15 protein-coding genes are annotated in these 18828 nt (G+C 72.1%); 5 read left to right on the top strand and 10 right to left on the bottom strand.

What is annotated here, in order from left to right; genetic code table 11:
* Nucleotides 1-46: 46 nt before the first annotated feature.
* The gene (locus OG598_RS07070) at nucleotides 47-2128 is read right to left on the bottom strand and encodes a PQQ-dependent sugar dehydrogenase (RefSeq protein ID WP_328653622.1); all 2082 of its coding nucleotides are present in this window, start codon (nucleotides 2126-2128) and stop codon (nucleotides 47-49) included.
* 156 nt (nucleotides 2129-2284) lie between these two features.
* The gene (locus OG598_RS07065; RefSeq protein WP_328653621.1) at nucleotides 2285-2833 is read right to left on the bottom strand and encodes an RNA polymerase sigma factor; all 549 of its coding nucleotides are present in this window, start codon (nucleotides 2831-2833) and stop codon (nucleotides 2285-2287) included.
* A 56-nt stretch (nucleotides 2834-2889) separates the two neighbouring features.
* On the opposite strand from OG598_RS07065, the gene OG598_RS07060 reads away from it, so the two are divergent.
* Entirely contained in the window at nucleotides 2890-4254 is a 1365-nt protein-coding gene (locus tag OG598_RS07060; RefSeq protein ID WP_328653620.1) for a serine/threonine-protein kinase, read from the top strand.
* Here the strand turns inward: OG598_RS07060 and OG598_RS07055 are convergent.
* On the bottom strand, nucleotides 4251-4955 hold the full coding sequence (locus OG598_RS07055) for a hypothetical protein (RefSeq protein WP_328653619.1): 705 nt from the start codon (nucleotides 4953-4955) through the stop codon (nucleotides 4251-4253). The genes OG598_RS07060 and OG598_RS07055 overlap by 4 nt on opposite strands.
* Before the next feature lie 310 nt (nucleotides 4956-5265).
* On the opposite strand from OG598_RS07055, the gene OG598_RS07050 reads away from it, so the two are divergent.
* The 4 genes from OG598_RS07050 to OG598_RS07035 all read left to right on the top strand — a co-directional run bounded on the left by OG598_RS07050 (nucleotide 5266) and on the right by OG598_RS07035 (nucleotide 10580).
* Nucleotides 5266-7233 carry a serine hydrolase domain-containing protein gene (locus OG598_RS07050; protein ID WP_328653618.1) on the top strand — a complete coding sequence of 656 codons (1968 nt, stop codon included), beginning with the start codon at nucleotides 5266-5268 and terminating at the stop codon, nucleotides 7231-7233.
* Between the two features lie 42 nt (nucleotides 7234-7275).
* A complete protein-coding gene (locus OG598_RS07045; RefSeq protein WP_328653617.1) occupies nucleotides 7276-8571 on the top strand; it encodes a sensor histidine kinase in 1296 nt (431 codons plus the stop codon).
* Nucleotides 8568-9224, top strand: a complete 657-nt coding sequence (locus tag OG598_RS07040; RefSeq protein WP_091399607.1) for a response regulator — start codon at nucleotides 8568-8570, stop codon at nucleotides 9222-9224. Before OG598_RS07045 ends, OG598_RS07040 begins: the two co-directional genes overlap by 4 nt.
* Before the next feature lie 180 nt (nucleotides 9225-9404).
* Nucleotides 9405-10580 carry a sulfite oxidase gene (locus OG598_RS07035; RefSeq protein WP_328653616.1) on the top strand — a complete coding sequence of 392 codons (1176 nt, stop codon included), beginning with the start codon at nucleotides 9405-9407 and terminating at the stop codon, nucleotides 10578-10580.
* On the opposite strand, the gene OG598_RS07030 is transcribed toward OG598_RS07035, so the two are convergent.
* From OG598_RS07030 to OG598_RS07000, 7 genes are read right to left on the bottom strand one after another with little or no spacing between them, the layout of a single operon-like run.
* Nucleotides 10547-11671, bottom strand: coding sequence for an LLM class flavin-dependent oxidoreductase (locus tag OG598_RS07030; protein WP_328653615.1), 1125 nt, complete (start codon nucleotides 11669-11671; stop codon nucleotides 10547-10549). The genes OG598_RS07035 and OG598_RS07030 overlap by 34 nt on opposite strands.
* An 18-nt stretch (nucleotides 11672-11689) precedes the next feature.
* Nucleotides 11690-12757, bottom strand: a complete 1068-nt coding sequence (locus OG598_RS07025; protein WP_328653614.1) for an LLM class flavin-dependent oxidoreductase — start codon at nucleotides 12755-12757, stop codon at nucleotides 11690-11692.
* A 28-nt stretch (nucleotides 12758-12785) separates the two neighbouring features.
* Nucleotides 12786-14135, bottom strand: coding sequence for an NtaA/DmoA family FMN-dependent monooxygenase (locus OG598_RS07020; protein WP_328653613.1), 1350 nt, complete (start codon nucleotides 14133-14135; stop codon nucleotides 12786-12788).
* A gap of 15 nt (nucleotides 14136-14150) precedes the next feature.
* Nucleotides 14151-15356, bottom strand: coding sequence for an LLM class flavin-dependent oxidoreductase (locus tag OG598_RS07015; RefSeq protein WP_328653612.1), 1206 nt, complete (start codon nucleotides 15354-15356; stop codon nucleotides 14151-14153).
* Nucleotides 15353-16996 carry an ABC transporter ATP-binding protein gene (locus OG598_RS07010; protein ID WP_328653611.1) on the bottom strand — a complete coding sequence of 548 codons (1644 nt, stop codon included), beginning with the start codon at nucleotides 16994-16996 and terminating at the stop codon, nucleotides 15353-15355. The genes OG598_RS07015 and OG598_RS07010 overlap by 4 nt, the downstream gene beginning before the upstream one ends.
* Nucleotides 16996-17886, bottom strand: coding sequence for an ABC transporter permease (locus OG598_RS07005; protein WP_328653610.1), 891 nt, complete (start codon nucleotides 17884-17886; stop codon nucleotides 16996-16998). Before OG598_RS07005 ends, OG598_RS07010 begins: the two co-directional genes overlap by 1 nt.
* Before the next feature lie 5 nt (nucleotides 17887-17891).
* Entirely contained in the window at nucleotides 17892-18827 is a 936-nt protein-coding gene (locus tag OG598_RS07000) for an ABC transporter permease (RefSeq protein ID WP_328653609.1), read from the bottom strand.
* Nucleotide 18828 lies beyond the last annotated feature (1 nt).

The following is an 18828-nucleotide window of genomic DNA, read 5'->3' as shown; positions in this document are numbered from 1 at the left end:
CGCCCCACCAGGGCCGCCCGGAGGCGGCCCCGCGGGGACGTCGGAACTAGTTGCCGAGCGTGACGTGCAGAATCCTCTCGTTGCTGTTGTTCGGGGTGCTGTCCTTGTCACCGACGTTGGTGGTGGTCAGCCACAGCCCCCCGTCGGGAGCCGGCTCCACCGTCCGCAACCGACCGTAGGTGCCACTGAAGTACGTCTGCACGTTCGTCAGGCTGCTGCCGCTGATCACCGCGCGGTACATCCGAGCGCCTCGGGCACAGGCCACATAGAGCGCGTCGCGCACGATCGTTATGCCGGAGCAGGACCCTTCGGCAGTCGGATAGGTGCGCGCCGGCGCGATGAACCCGGCCGTACCGCAGGCGCCGCTGGTGCCCTCGCACGCCGGCCAGCCGTAGTTTCCACCCTTGGTGATCAGGTTGGTCTCGTCCATCACCGAGTTGCCGAACTCCTGCTCCCACAGTCGGCCCTGCGAGTCGAACGCCAGCCCCTGCGGGTTGCGGTGGCCGTAGCTCCACACGTAGTTGCCGAACGGGTTGTCCGAGGGGACGGTGCCGTCCGGGTTGAGTCGCAGGATCTTGCCTTCGAGGCTGGACCGGTCCTGGGCGTAGTTACCGTTCTGGGCGTCGCCGGTGCTGGCGTACAGCTTGCCGTCCGGGCCGAACCGCAGGCGACCACCGTCGTGGTACTTGTTACGCCGAATGCCGCTGAGCAGGACCTGCTCGCTGGCGGTGTTGAGTCGCCCGTTCTCCAGCCTGATCCGGACGATGCGGTTGTCGCTCGGCGAGGTGTGCATGATGTACAGCCAGCGGTCGCTGGAGTAGCTGGCCGAGATGGCAAGCCCCAGCAGGCCGCCCTCACCGTCGGTGCTCTGCACGTTCGGCACGGTGCCCAGGTTGGTCTTGGCCCCGGTGGTCGGGTTGAGCTGGATGATGTCGTGCGCGTCGCGGCGGTTGTAGAGCACGCTGCCGTCGGGCAACGTCACCAGACCCCACGGGATGTCGGTGTCGGTGGTGACCTGCCGCACCCCGCACACCGGGTTGGCGCACGCCGCGCCGGTGGTCACCGTCGCGGTGCCGCTGCGCGACGAGGCGTTGTCCTGCGCGTCCCGAGCCACCACGTAGTACTGGTAGGAGGTGTTCGCCGCCAGGCCGCTGTCGGTGAACGTGGTCGCCGGCGGCGCGCCGGTGACCGTTCCCACCTTCGTGCCGGCCCGGTAGATGTCGTACGCCCGGACCCCGATGTTGTCGGTCGACGCGGTCCAACGCAGCGTCACAGTGGTGCCCGACGCGGTGCCGGTGAGCTGTTGCGGCGCCGTCGGTGGCTGACTGTCGGCCTGACAGGGCGGCGGAGTGATCGAGACAGTGGCGCTCGCCTGAGACACGTTGCCGGCGGCGTCGCGGGCGTTGACGTACAGGCCCCAGGTCGCCCCGGCCACCACTGTCAGGTTGGTGGAAAGCGTCGTGCCGCTCACCGACGTCATCAGCTGGCCGTCGTGGTAGATGTCGTAGAAGGCCACCGCGACGTTGTCCGTCGAGGCGTTCCACGCAAACGTCACCGAGTTGCAGGTCAGGCCGCTGACCCGTGGGCTGCCCGGCGCCGTCGGCGGCTGGCTGTCGGCGCTGCCGAAAGCTGTCGTCCACCGCTGGTTGGACTGCCCGTTGCAGGTCCAGAGACCGACTGTGGTGCTGTTGGCCGTGCCCGCGCCGGACACGTCCAGGCACAGGCCGGACTGGACCCCGACGATGGTCCCGGAGGTGGTGATCCGCCAGCGTTGGTTGGCGCCGCCGGTGCAGCCGTTGATCTGTGCCGCGGCCGGGGCGGTGGTGTCCTGGCCGACCACGTCCAGGCACATCGTGTCGTCGTAGACCCGCAGCTCACCACTTGAGGTGAGCGTCCACGCCTGGTTGGCCTGGCCGTTGCAGTCGTAGATGTTGATGCCGGTACCGGCGGTCCTGACGTTGCCGACCACGTCCAGGCAGCGACCGCTGGCCACGCCGACGACTGTCGACGGCGCCGCGGCGGCTGCCGGCACACCGACGGCCAGGCTCAGCAGCGTCACCGCCGCCATCGCCACCGGCAACAGCCGCCGTCGTGGGCGTAGTGGGCTTCTCCGGGCGATGACTCGCATCCGTCCTCCAGGCTCAGGGCGTCGCCCGACCCGGCCAGACGACCACGCGCCCGACCACGCCGAACAGACACATCGACCATCAAAGATGCGTTCGGCGTACATGTCAAACGATGTCCCCCGATCGGGGGCAAACCCACGGATCGGCGTGCGCTTCGCTCAACTACCCTGCAACGCCTCTCGGACGTACCGACGGGCGTGATGGATCCGGGACTTCAGCGTGCCGATCGGGATACCCAGCTGCCCGGCGATCTCCTGATAGTCGAGCTGACACAGGTCGCGGAGCACGAGGGCCGTGGCCAGCTCCGGCCGGTGCGCCTCCAGCCGGTCCAGCGCGTCCAGCAGGTCGAGACGCGATCCGGCGATGACGCTCGTCGTACGGGGGTCGGGCACCTCGACGGGCAGCAGCGCGCTGGGCCGCTCGGCCGCCCGTCGCCGCAGTGACCGGTAGGTCTGACGGGCGCAGTTGGCGACCACCGTGTGCAACCAGGTGGAGAAGAGCGACCGCCCCTCGAACCGTTGGATGTGCCGGGCCACCTGCAACAACGCGTCCTGTGCCGCCTCCTCCGCGTCCTGCCGACAGGGCAGGAACCGCCCGCACTGCTCCAGCACCCGTGGACCGATCGCGGCCAGCAGCGCGTCGAGGGCGGCGGTGTCGCCGGCCGCCGCCCGCCCCGCCAGCTCCTCGATGTCAGATTCCTTCGCCACCCGCGCTCCCCCGCTCATGGGCGTCACCGGAGTCCCGATCGCCGGATAATACGATCATGTCCATCCCGCCGCAGGTTGGCCGGTACCGCATCGCACGCCCCGTCGGCGCCGGTGCGTTCGCCACCGTGTGGCTGGCGTACGACGACGAGCTGCACTCGCCGGTGGCAGTGAAGGTCCTCGCCGACAACTGGTCCCAGCGGGCCGACATCCGGGGGCGCTTCCGCCAGGAGGCCCGGTTCATGCGGCAGGTCGACTCCGATCACCTGGTCCGGGTGTTGGACATCGGTGAGCTGCCCGACGGCCGCCCGTACCTGGTGATGACGTACGCCGCTGGCGGCACACTCGCCGATCGGCTGGACGGCGGGCCGATGCCGGTGCGCGCGGCGCTGCGGATCGCCGCCGACATCGCCAGGGCGGTGGCGGTCCTGCACGACAGCGGCGTGCTGCACCGCGACCTCAAACCCTCCAACGTGCTGTTCGACCCCACCCCGGCCGGTGACCGCGTGTTGGTCGCCGACCTGGGGCTGGCCAAGACGCTCGCGCACGCGTCCGGGTTCACAGTGGTCGCCGGCACGCCCGCCTACATGGCGCCCGAGCAGCTCGTCCCCGGCGGAGGGATCGACGTGCGCGCCGACGTGTACGCGATCGGCGCGCTGACGCACCACATGTTGACCGGCTCGCCGCCCGGGCAGCCGGTGGCGGCGGCACCCCACGCCTCCGCCGCCGTCGAGCGCGCCGTCCGCCGGGCGCTGCATCGCGATCCGGACCGCCGCTGGCCCACCGCGGCCGCTTACGCCGCCGCGTTGGAGGGTCTGCTCGCCAGCCGGCGGCTGGCGGCCCGCCCGCCGCCGCGGCGCATCCGCCGGTTCCTCGCCGCCGTCGGCACAGTGACCGCGACGCTGGTCATGGCCGGATCCGCCACCGCCGCCACCGCGCCGCACGGCTGGACCCGGGTGGGTGACACGACCGGCGCGGTCTCGGTGGCCGTTCCCGACGGCTGGGCACGGCAACTGCGCGACGGCGGCTGGGACCCGGCGGTGATCGGCCTCGCCGACGGACGCGGCCCCGGCCTGCTCGTCGGGACCGACCTCACCGAGTGGTCCGATGTCGACAGCGCGACACCGGGGGTCTTCGTGGGAGTGAGCCCCGGGCTGCGCGAAGCGGAGCGGCCGGCGCTGCCCGATCACAGCCGATGCACACCCGCCGCCGGCCGGGCGGTCACCGTCGCCACGTTCAGTGGGACCGTCCGGCACTGGGCGCGATGCGGTGGCACGCAGACGTCGTTCAGCGAGGTCACACTGGTCGCGGCCGCCGGCACCTTCGGCGTGTACGTCCAGGTCAAGCAGACCGACGGCGTGGACCGCACCGACGAGATCCTCGGCACCTTGCGGGTGGACACGTCGAGCGTCCCGCAACGCTAGTACCGTTCCCAGTTCCCGGCGAAGTCGACAGTGCGCCACCGACGCGTCTCGGTGCCGCCGTCGAGCTTTCGGACGGTGGCCTGCACGTCCTGGCCCACCACCCGGTACGAGACGAACGTCATGACCCGGTCGCCGGACGGGCTGGAATTGTCCCCCAGGATGATCGGCCGCGCATACCGCTCTCGGCCGTCGTACGAGAGCTGGACCGGCACGAGGGCCTGCCGCCGTGCGGCATCGGGGTTGCCCAGTTCGACGAGGACGAGCGCGTCCTCGGTCGATGGCGCGTTCGCCGGCTCCTCGGTGAGGAAATCGGCGTATACCGGCCGCGCGCCGTTCGGCAGGATCCGGCACGGGATATCGAGGCCGTTCGACCCGTTGCGGAACACCACGGAGTCGTCGGACTCACCGCAGAATTTCAGATCTCGGATGACCGCGTTGGGCCAGTTGGTCCGCCTGATCTCGCTCACCGGCGCGGCTGGCCGGGAGGTACGGGTGGCCGGAGCACTCGGGGTGGCGCTGCGGGTGGCCGGAGCACTCGGGCCGGCGCTGCCGGTCGCCGGAGCGCTCGACGCCGACGGGCTCGCGCCTGTGGACGGAGAGCCGGCGGGTCCGGCGTCGCCGCCGACCCGCTCCACCGGTGACGTGCAACCGGCGACGAACGTAAGGGTGAGCATCGCACCGACGAGCAGGTTGCCGCGCATGGGTGGTCCTTCCTCCGCAGGGTCTGTCACAGGGTTTGATGCACCGGCACGGGCGTTGGTTCACGCGACAAGGGCGGCACCTCTGCCCACCATCGGTGCACCCGCTCCTCCTCCTCAGGTCGTAGGCGCATTGCCGTCCTGCGCCAGATGGATCGGCGCGGTCGCTCGAACAGGCTTGTCCCAGGGCATCGGGTGACGCCGTACGGACCCGCTCCGGACACCCGTTCGCCTGGGAAGGCTCTGGCAGCCAATGCGCCCTCTATCTCTTCTTCCATCCCGCCCACCCCGGCCCGTCGTCCGACTCGGCGCGGTGCTGGCGACCGCTGTCGTTCTCGCCGTGGGCGCCGCCGGCTGCGGCGCGCCCCAGCAGAACCCCGCACCGCACATCGATGCTCCGGCGGCACCCGCCGCAGCGAGCGGGACAGGCTCCGCCCTGACCGACACCGACGTCAACGCCTGGCTCGACGGCCTGCTGCCAGCCGCGCTCGACCGTACCGGCATCGCGGGCGCCACTGTCGCCGTCGTGAACAACGGCAAGATCCTCACAACCCGGGGGTACGGGTACGCCGACACCGGCGCCGGCGGGAACGCGGCCGTACCTGTCGACGCGGACCGCCACCTGTTCCGGATGGGATCGGTGTCGAAGCTCGTCACCGCCACCGCGGTGCTGCAACTCGTGCAGGACGGGAAGCTCGACCTCGACACCGACGTCACGACGTACCTCGACTTCGAACTGCCGCTGCGCTACGAGCGGGCTGTCACCCTGCGGCACCTGCTGACGCACACCGCCGGCTTCGAGGAGCGGATCGCCGGCCTCATCGGCACCGACGCCGGGGACCTCAACCTGCGCAAGGCCCTGATGACCGACCCACCGGAGCAGATCTACCAGCCCGGCACCGTCCCCGCGTACTCCAACTACAGCAACGCGCTCGCCGGCTACATCGTCGAACGCGTCAGCGGGACACGCTTCGAGGAGTACGTCCAACGCAACGTCCTGGACCGCGCGGGCATGCCGTCGTCGACCTTCGAGCAGCCCCTCCCGGCGGCGCTGCGCGACCGGATGTCCAACGGGTACGACACCTCCGCCGGGCCTGCCGCGCCGTTCGAGATCGTCGGCACGCCCCCGCCCGGTGCGCTGAGCGCCCCGGCGACGGACATGGCGCGATTCATGCTCGCCCAGCTCGGCGAGCCGGTGGGCTTCGCGCCCCTGCTGGACCGACCGACCCGTGAGCTGATGCAGCGGCCGGCACTGGACGCGGCGTCGTTGGGCACGCTGGCCGACGGGCCTCGGATGACCCTCGGATTCTTCGCCGAGGACCGCAACGGCCACCGGATCCTCGGCCACGGCGGCGACACCAAGTACTTCCACTCCCACCTTCAGATCTACCCCGACGACCGGGCCGGAATCTTCCTGTCCCTCAACAGCAACGGCTCCGGCGCCCTCGACAGCCACGAGCTTCGCGAGTCGCTCGTGAACGGCTTCGCCGACCGCTACTTCCCCGCCCGCGACGACCAGCCGACCGCCGGCGTGGACCCGGCGACCACCGCCAAGCACGCCGCGCTGGCCGCCGGCACCTACGAGTCCTCGCGAGCGATCGGGAGCAACTTCCTGACGGCGATCGGCCTGGTCGGCCGGACCACTGTCAGCGTCGCCGACGATGACCGGTTGCTGGTGGAGCCGGGCCCGCTGTCGGACTCTCCCGCCCTCTACGAGGAGGTGGCACCCTGGGTCTGGCGTGAGGTCGGCGGGCAGCGCACCATCGCCATGCGGGCCACCGACGACCGGGTCGAGGCGATCAGTTTCGACTCCGCGTTCGCGTTGCTGCCCGTCGAGCCCGCCCGCGCCTGGGAGGTGGCCGTTCCGGTGCTGGCCCTGTCCACGGTCGTGCTGCTGCTCACCGTCCTGTCCTGGCCGGTCGGCGCGCTCGTCCGCCGTCGGCTCGGCCGTGCTCCCCGGGAGCGGGCGGGGCGGACCGCGCGGATCCTGAGCCGCCTCGCCGTCGCCGGCACGCTGCTCGCGTTCGCCGGTTGGGTGCTGAGCATCGGCAGCATCATGAGCCTCCAGGACGTTCCCGGGCCCGCCCTTCGCACCATCCAGGTGCTGCAACTGGTCGGCCTGCTTGGAGTGCTGCCCGCTGCGGTTCGGCTCGTCGACGACGTGCGACGCCACGTCGGCTGGCGGCGGATCACCGGCAGCGGCCTGATCCTTGTCGCTCTGGCCGGCGCGGGCTGGTTCGCCGTGGAGTTCCACCTGCTCGCGCCTAGCATCTCCTACTGACCCGCCCGACCCGGGACGATCCGGAGCAAGGATGCGCGCCGCATGAGGGACCACGCCGACACCGAACCCGGCACACCGCGACTGACGAAGTGGCTCGACGGACGGCTCACCCGCATCGGGGTGACCGGGGTGTTCCCCCGGGACTGCCTGCTGGCCGCCGCGCTGACCGTCCTGACGTTCGTCCTGCTCACCGCACTGTTCTGGTTCGTGGCACCGGAGGACGGGGTGTCGTTCGACAGGGCGCGGGCCTGGCTGCTCGTCGCCATCTGCTGCGCGCAGGCGATGCTGCTGTGCCTGCGTCGGGTCCGGCCACTGCTCTGCCTCGCACTCGTCGTCGGTCTTCAACTGCCCATCATCGGCTTCTCCCTGCCCGAGGCGACCATCCGGGGCCTCGCACCGTTCGTCGTGGCGTACACCGTCGGGTCGTTGCTGCCGGTTCGCCGGGCGCTGCTGGCCGTCGGTGCGGTCGTGGTGGTGGAGTCGATCGGGGCGGCCGTCGTGGTCACCCCGGATCTGCTGACGGCCATCGCGTACGTCTCGGCGAGCGCCCTGACCTACGCCAGCGCGACCTTCGTCGGCGGCTACGTGGCCACCTACCGGCGCTACGTCGAGTTGGTCCGGGTACGGGCGGACGAGGCGATCCGGGAGCAGCGCACGAAGGTCCAGGCGGCGATCGGCGCGGAGCGTTCCCGGATGGCCCGGGAGTTGCACGACGTGGCGGCGCACCACCTCTCCGGCATGGTCGTGCAGGCAGCGGCGGTCGAGCGGCTGATCGACCGGGACCCGGCGGCCGCGAAGGCCGGTGTGGCCTGGATCCGCAGCCAGGGCAAGGAGACCCTGGACAACCTGCGGCTGGTCGTCGGTGTGCTGCGCGGCAGGCCCGGGCACGAGGGCGGCGACGGTGCCGCCCCGGTGCCCGGGCTGGGCATGCTCGACGACCTCGTCGACACCGCGGGCAACCTCGCCGGCCCGGTGGAGTTCGTCCGGGAGGGCGAGCAGCGCGAGGTGCCGCCGATCGCCGACGTCGCGCTCTACCGGATCGCGCAGGAGTCGCTCAGCAACGCCCGCCAGCACGCCCCGGGCGCTGCGGCGCGGGTGGTGCTCCGCTTCGAGCCCCGCTCGGTGTCGCTGGAGGTGGTGAACGAACCCGTCGCGCCGCGACGCGTACCGGCGGCACGGACCGGTGGCGTCGGCCTGGTGGGCATGCGTGAGCGCGCCCAGCTGATCGGGGCGACGTTCACCGCCGGCCCGACGGCGGCCGGTGGCTGGTCGGTCGCCGCGACCCTCCCGACGAACGGCCCCGCCGCAACCCGGTCGAAGGAAGAGGCCCCAGCATGATCAGAGTGATGCTCGTCGACGATCAGGCAGTCGTCCGCGCCGGCTTCCGCGTCATCCTGGAGCAGGCCGGCGAGATCGAGGTCGTGGCGGAGGCGTCGAACGGGTCCGCCGCCGTCGAGCTGGCCCGCCGGCTGCAACCGGACGTCATCTGCATGGACGTCCGGATGCCGCACGGCGACGGGCTCACCGCGACCCGGCAGATCGTCGCCGAGGCGACCGGGACGCCACCGGCGGTGCTGGTCGTGACGACCTTCGACCTCGACGAGTACGTCTTCGGCGCGTTGGAGTCCGGCGCCAGCGGGTTCATCCTGAAGGACTGTGAGCCCGAGGAGCTGATCGAGGCGATCCGTCGCCTGGCGAGCGGGTACGGGCTCGTCGACCAGGCCGTCACCCGTCGGGTGATCTCGGAGTTCGCCAGGCGTACGCCCGCTCCCCGCTCGGACGCGGCGGCGGCGCACCAGCTGACCGCGCGGGAGACCGAGATCGTTGAGTTGCTCGCGCAGGGCCTGTCGAACGTCGAGATCGCCGAGCAGCTCTTCATCGAGACCAGCACCGTCAAGTCGCACCTCGGGCGCGCCATGGCCAAGATCGGCGCACGGGACCGGCTACAGACCGTCGTGTGGGCGTACCAGAACGGGGTGGTCCACCGGTGACAGCCACGCTCCCGTGAGGCAGGCGCGGCTGTCACGACCGGCACCTCGGCGGTCAGCTGGGTAAGGAGGCGCGCAAGCCCGGGTAGACGTCGAAACCCTCCCAGGTAGGGGTCGGGCTGGCGCACCGGTAAGTCCTATTGATTCAATAGGATTTGCCAACAAAGATTCGGAGGGGTTCGGGTGACTCTCTCCCTCCCGTCCCGTACGGACGCGACGATCGCCAAGCCACTACCCCCACGGCTGCTCACCCTCCGCGACGGCAACGCCGAGATGCGGTGGGAAGCCATGGCGGGGCAGGGCTTCGCGGTCCCCACTGACCGGTTCTTCGTCCGCAACCACACCCGCAGCCCGCTGCTGGACGTGGACGCGTGGCGTCTGCGCCTGTTCGGCACCGGCCTGCGGGGCTCACCGACCCGCGACGACCCGGTCGAGTTCGACTACGGCGACCTGCGGGCCATGCCCGCCGAGGAGACCCCGGCCCTGCTGGAGTGCGCGGGCAACGGTCGCCGCCTCTTCGCCTCCCAGCAGGCCCACCCGACACCGGGGGTGCCGTGGGGTCTCGGGGCGGTGGGGGTGGCGCGCTGGCGCGGCGTACGGCTGTCGACCGTCCTGCGCCACGCCGGGCTGACCGAGGACGCTGTCGACGTGCAGCCCGAGGGCCTGGACCCGGACTTCGTGACCGGCGGGGTGAATCTCGGCCGAGTGCGCCGCCCGATCCCGATCGCCAAGGCCCTCGACGACGTGCTGCTGGCGTACGAGATGAACGGGGAGACGCTGCCGGTCGACCACGGCTTCCCGGTGCGGGTGGTGGTGCCGGGCTGGATCGGCATCTCCTCGATCAAGTGGGTCGGTCCGATCGAGGTCTCCGCGACGCCTCTCTCCTCGGCGTGGAACACCCGGTTCTACCGCCTGTTCGGGCCCGGCCATCCGGTCGACGGCCGGCTGGTGACGGCCCCGGTGGTCAAGAGCGCCTTCGAGCTGCCGTGGGACGTCAGCGTTCCGAACGGCGAGCCGCTGCTGATCGCCGGCCGGTCCTGGTCCGGCAACGGCCCGATCCGCGCCGTCGACATCAGCACCGACGACGGGGTGACCTGGCAACCCGCCGACCTGCACGCCGACGACGAGGGCGGCGCCTGGCAGCGCTGGACGACGCTCTGGCGTCCGCCACGGCCCGGCCGGTTCACGGTGCGGGCTCGGGCCACCGACGTCACCGGGGCGAGCCAGCCGGACCAGGCCCGCCCCAACGCTCTCGGGTACCTGTTCGACGGTGTCGTCCGGCACCCGGTGACGGTCTACCGACCACCGCCGCCGTCCCCGCCGGGTCAGTCGTTCCACTCCTTGGCGAGCAGCTCGTAGGAGCTGACCCGGTCGGTGTGGGCGTGGGTGATCGTGGTGACGAGCAGCTCGTCGGCGGCGGTGACGTCGCGCAGGGTACGCAGCAGCTCGACCACCGTCGGAGGTGATCCGACGAACTGGGTGTCCACCCGGTCGGCGACCAGTTCGCGATCGTCGTCGGTCCAGGGCAGCGCGGCGGCCTGCTGCGGGCTCGGGAACGGGATCGCACCCTCGCCGCTGCGGATGCTGCGCACCCACGGGCCGTACGGTGCGGCCAACCGGCGTGCGGCGTCGTCGGTCTCGCCCACTACCACGTCGGCGGAGACCACCACGTACGGAGCGGTGAGCGCGGTCGAGGGCCGGAACGCGGCGCGGTAGGCGGCGACCGCGTCGAGCACCGACGAGGGGCTGACGTGGTAGTTGGCGGCGAAGGGAAGGCCCAGCGCGCCGGCGAGTTGGGCGCTCTCCCCTCCGCTGCTGCCCAGCAGCCACACCTGGAGATCGGTGCCCTCCCCCGGCACGGCGTGCGCGTCCAGGCCGTCGGCGTCGGTGTAGTCGCCGCGCAGCAGGGCCAGGACGTCGGCCACCTGTTCGGCGAAGGGCGGTGGCTGGGCGCCCGGTTGGTGCAGCAGGGCGCTGCTCTGGGCGAAGCGCGGTGAGGCGAGCACCTGGGCGTAGGAGAACGGGGGCGGAATGAGCAATCCGTCGACCACCCGGGCCGGGACCGGAGGCGCGGTGGGAGCGACTACCTCCCGGGCGGCTTCGACGCGCCGTTGACCGGATCGGCCGAGCCCGAGGTCGATGCGGCCGGGGTACAGCGCGGCGAGGGTGCCGAACTCCTCGACGACCGACAGGGCGGTGCGGTGACCGACCTGGACGGCCCCGGAGCCGACGCGGATGGCGCTGGTGGCCGCGGCGACCTGCCCGATGAGCACGGCCGGCGCGGAGCTGGCGACACCGGTGGCGAGGTGGTGCTCGGCCAGCCAGTAGCGGTGGTAGCCGGACTGCTCGGCCCGACGGGCGAGGTCGACGGTGTTGCGCAGGGCGTCGGCGACGGTGCTACCGGCGGGCACCGGGGCGAGGTCGAGGATGGACAGTGGCGTGGAGGGCATGGTGATCCCCGTTTCTGGTCAGGCCGTGGCCGCGGCGGTCAACGGCGGATGGAAGGGACGGCTGGGAATCTCCCGGCGCAGCACCGGCGCCACCTCGGCCTGGAACAACTCCAGGCTCTCCCGGTGCTGTTTGTCGGTCAGCCCGTCGTGGTCGGCCTGGAGGTGGATGACCTCGTGGCCGAACTGTTCGTGATAGCGCAGCACCTTGTCGACGAGCTGCTGCGGGCTGCCGACCAGGATCGAGCTGCGGTCGATGGCGTCCTCCAGGGTGCCGAAGACCGGTGGCACGCCGAGTCGCCGGAACGCGGCCACCCGGGCGTCGAAGATCGGCCGGTACCGCTCGATCGCCTCCTGCGAGGTGCGGGCCACGTGGAAGCCGGCGGTGCCGGCACCGACGAGGGCGTCGGCCGGGTCGTGCCCGTAGTGCGCCCACCGTTCCCGGTAGTGGCGGATGAGTTCGGCGTACGGCTCGATGGGGTTGGTGACGTTCGCGGAGAAGATCGGGTCGCCGTACCGGGCGGCGAGGTCGACGGATTCTCGGCTGGTGGCGCTGCCGTGCCAGACCCGGATGGGCTGTTGGAGCGGGCGCGGCCAGGTCTCGGCCTCGGTCAGCGACGGCCGGTACGTCCCGGACCAGGTGACAGTGTCCTCCCGCCAGAGCCGGCGGAACAGCTCGTAGCCCTCCCGGTTGCGGTCCCACTGGTCGTCGGCGGTGACGTGGAACAGTTGCGCCTGCGCGGCCCCGTTGCCCTTGCCGATGATCAGTTCGAGTCGGCCGTCGGAGAGGTGGTCGAGGGTGGCGTAGTCCTCGTAGGCGCGGACGGGGTCGAGCAGGCTGAGCGTGGTGACCGCGGTGAACAGCCGGATGGTGGAGGTGCGGGCCGCGATGTGGCTCAGCACCACCGGCGGCGACGACGAGATGAACGGACGCTCGTGCCGTTCACCGACGCCGTACCCGTCGAACCCGAGCTCCTCGGCGAGGACGGCAGTGTCGACCACCTCCCGGAACCGCTCGGTGGTGCTCCTCCGCTGGCCGGTGACCGGGTCGGGCAGGTGGGTGATGAGCGTTATCAGCAGGAACTTCACGCGGGGACCGTCACTTTCGGCTGGAGGGTCAGGCGGATGCCGCCGCGGTCACCGCAGGGCTGAGGCCCAGGTGGTCGCGCAGGGTGGTGCCGGCGTACTCGGTGCGGAAGACGCCACGCTCCTGGAGCAGTGGGACCACCCGGTCGACGAAGTCGTCGAGCCCACCCGGGGTCAGGTGGGGCACCAGGATGAACCCGTCGGCGGCGTCCGACTGCACGAAGTGGTTCATCCGCTCGGCGACCTGCTGCGGGGTGCCGACGAAGGACTGCCGGCCGGTGACCTCGATGATCAGGTCGCGGATGCCCAGCCCCTTCTCCTCGGCCAGGGCCCGCCACTGCCGGGCGGTGCCGACCGGGTCGGGATACATGCCGGTCCGGCCTCGGCTGATCGCGTCGCCGGAAACGTCCGGGTCCTCGGCGGGCAGCGGCCCGTCCGGGTCGTACCCGGACAGGTCCCGATTCCAGAGCTGTTCCAGCAGCAGGATCGCGGTCTGCGGGCTGACCTGCTGTCGGCGGATGTGGTGGGCGCGTTCCTGCGCCTCGGCGTCGGTGTCGCCGAGCACGAACGTGACGCCGGGGACGACCTTGAGGTCGTCGGGTTGGCGGCCGTACCGGGCGAGCCGGGACTTCACGTCCCGGTAGAACTCCTGGCCGTCCTCCAGTGTGCCGTGCCGGGAGAAGATCGCGTCGGCGCTGGACGCGGCGAACTCACGACCGTCGGGGGAGTCGCCGGCCTGGAGGATCACCGGGTGCAGCTGAGGGCTGCGGGGCACTGTGAAGTGCCCGGCGATGTCGAACTGGTCGCCGTGGTGCGCGAAGGCGCCGGGGCCGGCCTTGGTGACGTACCGGCCGCCGTCCCGGTCGCCCACTATCGCCTCCGCCGGCCACGACTCCCACAACTGACGCGCGGTACGCACGAACTCGGCGGCGCGCTCGTAGCGCAGCGTGCGGTCGAGGTAGCCGCCCCGGCGGAAGTTCTCCCCGGTGAACGCGTCGGAGGTGGTGACGACGTTCCAGGCGGCGCGCCCGCCGGAGAGGTGGTCGAGGCTGGCCAGCTGCCGGGCCAACTCGTACGGTTCCCGGAAGGTGGTGTTCAGCGTGCCGGCCAGCCCCAGGTGGGTGGTGACCGCCGCGAGGGCAGCGAGCACTGTCAACGTGTCCGGGCGGCCGACCACGTCCAGGTCGTGAAGACGGCCCCGCTGCTCGCGCAGACGCAGCCCTTCGGCGAGGAAGAGGAAGTCGAACTTGCCGCGCTCGGCGGTGCGGGCCAGGTGGACGAAGGACGCGAAGTCGATCTGGCTGCCGGAGGCGGGGTCGCTCCACACCGTGGTGTTGTTCACGCCGGGGAAGTGCGCGGCCAGGATGATCTGCTTGGGCATGACGGTCTCCAGTGCTCAGACGGTCGCGGCGGCGTAGCGGCTGGCCGGTCGGGGCAGGCCGAGCAGGTCGCGCAGCGTCCCGCCGGGGTAGCCGGCCCGGAACAGGCCCCGGTCGCGCAGCGCGGGCACCAGTGCCCGGGTGATGGCGGTCAGGTCGTTCGGGAGCACGGCGGGCCGCAGCCGGAAACCGTCCACTCCGGCGTGGTGCCACTCGGCGAGCAGGTCGGCCACCTCACCCGGCGTGCCAACGACGATGGACGCGTCGGAGGTGAACTGCGCGCCGTGCAGCTCGTCGAGGCGGGTCCCGCGGCGCCGGGCCAGCGTCGACGTCTCGTCGAGCAGCACGACCAGGTCGGCGAGGATCCGCAGCGGTGCGCCCGCCCGGCCGACGGTCTCCTCGGTGGCCCGCACCTCGGCCACGATCGCGGCGGCGTGCTCCGGCCCGGTCGGGGTGACGAAGACGATGTCGGCGTGCCGGGCGGCGAACGCGTACGGCACCGACGAGTGGGCGAGCGCGGCGACGAGCGGTTGCCCCTGCGGGGACCGGGGCACGATGGACGGGCCCTTGACGGAGAACCACTGGCCGGTGAAGTCGATGTAGTGCAGCCGCTCCCGGTCGACGAAGCGGCCGGTCGGCACGTCCCGGATCACGGCGTCGTCCTGCCAGCTGTCCCAGAGCCGGCGAACCACCTCCACGGCGTCGCCGGCTTCGGCGAAGAGGTCGCCGACGACCCGTACGGCTTCCGGTTCGTCGAGGCGGGCCAGGTCCAGGGGCGGGATGTCACGGCGACCGAAGTGCCCGGCCTCGGCCCTGCGCGCGGAGACCCGGGGCCGCCAACCGGCCCGCCCACCGCTGATGTGGTCGAGGGTGGCTATCGCCGTGGAGAGGTGGAACGGTTCGGTGTGGGTGGTGCTGGTGGTCGGGATCAGTCCGATGTGCCGGGTCAGCGGGGCGAGCCGGGACGCGATCTGCACCGCGTCGAGGCGGCCCCGGACCTCGTCGACGCGGTCGTCCGGGCCGTCGGGCTGTGACGACTGGAGGTCGAGGCTGTCCTCGATGGTGAGCAGGTCCAGTGCGGCGTGTTCGGCCTCGCCGGCGAGGGCGTTCCAGTAGCGCGCGGTCAGCGGCGCTGTCGCGTCGGCGTGCGAGAGCCGCCAGGCGGCGGGATGCCAGCCGAGGCCGTCGAGGGCCACGGCCAGGTGCAGGCTCTTCTCGGTCATGGGTGTCTCTCCTCCGGTCGGCCGGCGGTGACCAGCGTGGGCAGCGCGTTCAGCAGGGACCGTGTGTAGTCGTGTCGGGGGTAGGTGAAGACGTCGCCGACCGGGCCCTGCTCGACCACCGCTCCCTGGTGCATCACCAGCACCCGGTCGCTGAGGTGGTGCACCACGCCCAGGTCGTGGGAGATGAAGAGCAGGGCGGTGCCGTCGGTGGCGCGCAGCTCGGCCAGCAGGTCGAGGACCTGCGCCTGCACGGAGACGTCGAGGGCGGAGACCGGTTCGTCGCAGATGATCAGGCTGGGTCGGGGAGCGATGGCACGGGCGATGGCGACGCGCTGCCGCTGCCCACCGGAGAGCTGCCGGGGATGCCTGTCGAACAGGTCCGCGCCGAGACCGACGCGACGCAGCAGGTCGACGACGTGCTCGCGGCGGTCGGCGCGGCCGACCTCGGGGCCGAGGTTCTCCGCGACGGCCCGCCCGACGCTGTAGCGCGGGTCGAAGGAGCTCAGCGGATCCTGCGAGATCAGCTGCAACCGGCGCCGCAGCGGGCGGCGGGCCCGCTCCGGCACGCCGGCCCACGGCGTCTCCTCGAAGGTGACGGCGCCCGCGTCGACGTCGAGCAGACCGGCGACGATCCGGGCCACAGTGCTCTTGCCGGAACCGGACTCCCCCACCAGGCCGAGCGTCTCACCCCGGGCGATGGTGAAGGAGACGTCCCGCACGACCGTGTGCTCGCCGTACCTCTTGGTCAGACCGGTCGCGTCGAGCACTGTGTCGTCGGCGCGGACCTCGGGCCGGGCGGGCAGCGTCGCCCGTGCGTCCCCGGCCCGTGCCGGCCCGGCGAGCCGGCGGCCCCGCGAGGTCGCGGACGGCACCGCGGCCAGCAGTTGTCGGGTGTACTGGTGTTCCGGTGCCCGCAGCAGCCGGTCGGTGGGGCCGTGCTCGACGATCCGACCGTCGCGCATCACCAGGACCCGGTCGGCGACCTGGGCGACGACCGCCAGATCGTGGCTGATCAGCAGCAGGCTCACCCCGGCGGCGCGTCGCTCGGCGAGCAACCGCAGGATCTGCGCCTGCACTGTGACGTCCAGCGCTGTGGTCGGCTCGTCGGCGATCAACAGGGCCGGCTCGCCGGCGATCGCCGAGGCGATCAGCGCTCGTTGCCGCAGCCCACCGGAGAGCTGGTGCGGGTACTGCCGGGCCCGCCGTTCCGGCTCCGGCAGGTGGACCTCGTCGAGCAGGTGGGTGACCCGGCCGGCCCGTTCGCGGCGGCCGACGATCTCGTGGGTGGTGAGCACCTCACCGATCTCGGCGCCCACGGTGCGCAGCGGGTCGAGGGAGACCAGCGCGTCCTGCGACACCAGCCCGGCGAAGCGGCCACGAATCCGCCGCCAGTCCCGTGGCCGGTGGCCCCGCACGTCCCGATCTGCGAGTTCCAGTCGGGCGGCGCGGACCCGCGCGCCCGGGCCGGCGAGACCGACAAGGGTACGAGCGGTGACGCTCTTGCCCGAGCCGGATTCCCCGACGACGGCCACGCACTCGCCACGCTCGACGGTGAAGCTGATCCCGCGCACCGCGGCCACCCGGCCGGTCGGGGTGTCGAAGTCGACGTGCAGGTCCTCGACCGTGACCAGGGGTGCCATCAGCGCCGCCGCCCGTCGAAGCGTGCCTGCCAGTGGCGGCCGACGACGGTCAACGACACCACTGTGGCGGTGACCGCCAGGCCGGGCAGGATGCTGATCCACCAGGCCACCTGGAGGTAGTTGCGTCCCTCGGAGAGCATCGCCCCCCACTCCGGCGACGGCGGCTGTGCGCCCATGCCGAGGAAGCTGAGCCCGGCGGCGGCCAGGATCGCCTCACCGAGCCCGATCACCGCGAGCACCGGCACCGGGCCGACCACGTTGGGGAGAACGTGGCGCAGCACCAGCCGGGGCCGGGACTGGCCGAAGGTGACTGCCTGTTCGACAAAGCCTGCGCGGCGGACGACGAGCGTCTGACCACGGACCACGCGGGCGTGGTGCGGCAGGGTGGCGATGCCGATGGCGATGATCAGGCTGGCGGTGCCGGGGCCGGCGATGGCGATGAACAGCAGGGCCAGCAGCAGCATGGGAAATGCCGACAGCGCGTCGAACGTGCGGCTCAGCGCCTCGTCGGCGATCCGGTGCGTGAGGCCGGCGAGCAGGCCGAGCAGCACCCCGCCGGCCACCGCGAGCGCGGTGGCGGCGACACCGATGGTGAGCGAGTGGCCGACGCCGTGCACCACCCGTGTCCAGACGTCGCGGCCGAGGTGGTCGGTGCCGAACCAGTGCGCCGCGTCGGGCGGGCCGAGCACGCCGAGCGGGTCGGCCGCGAGCGGGTCGCCGGGGGCGAGCGCCGCCGGCCAGACCGCGGCGACCACCAGCAGGATGAGGTACGCCCCGGCGGCGAGCAGGCCGGGTCGCGGCCGGGACCGTCGGCGTACGGCCGGTTCGGCCGGGTCGGCGAGGATCCGCGCGGGGGCGTCGGTGAGCGGGGGGCCCACTGTGACTGTCATCGGGGTCAGCTCCTTCTCAGACGCGGGTCGACCAGCAGGTACGCCAGGTCGGCTGCGGTGTTGACCACGACGTAGACGGCAGCCGAGAGGGTGACCACGGCCAGCACCACAGGCATGTCCCGGGTGGTGACCGCAGTGAGGGTGACCTGGCCGAGGCCGGGGCGGCCGAAGACCTGCTCGACGATCACGGCGCCGCCGAGCAGGATGCCGAAGAGCCAGCCGGCCAGGGTGACGGCCGGCAGGAGGGCGTGCCGCAACGCGTGGCGCACCAACACCGTCCGTTCCCGTACGCCTCGGGCGCGGGCGGTGAGCACGAAGGGCTCGTCGAGGGCCTTGTCGATGCCGTCGCGCAGCACCTGGGTCAGCAGCCCGGTGATGGGCAGCGCGAGGGTGACGGCGGGGAGCACCAACGCGGCGATCCCCCGATCGCCGGAGACCGGGAAGATCCCGAACCGGAACGACAGCACGCTGAGCAGCAGAAGTCCGATCAGGAACGGCGGGGTGGAGACCAGCAGCAGTTCGGTGCCGGAGCTGACCCGGCGCAGCCACGGTCGCCGGTCGCCGGCGGTGGCCACCGCGATGAGCAGGGCGAGCAGCACCCCGAGCCCGGCGGCGGCGACCGCGAGGGTGAGGGTCGGGGCGAGTTGTTCGCCGATCACCTCGGCGACCGGGCGTTGCAACAGGTACGAGCGACCGAGGTCGCCGCCGACGAGCCGCCGGAGGTAGTCGAGGTACTGCACGACGGCAGGGCGCTCCAGCCCCCACTCGGTGGTGATCTCGGCACGGATCTGCGGGGTGTCGGCGCCGTCGCCGACGATGTTGTCCACTGTGTCACCGGGGGCGGCCAGCAGTGCCAGGTAGGCGGCGGTGGCCGCGACCCAGAGGACGACCAGGCCGGCACCGAGCCGGCGGGCCACGGCACGTACGGGTGGGCGGCTCATG

The sequence above is a fragment of the Micromonospora sp. NBC_00330 genome (assembly GCF_036136635.1).
Taxonomy (GTDB): domain Bacteria; phylum Actinomycetota; class Actinomycetes; order Mycobacteriales; family Micromonosporaceae; genus Micromonospora; species Micromonospora salmantinae.
Note: the sequence above shows the minus strand (reverse complement) of the source record. Positions and strands in the feature narration are given on the sequence as shown.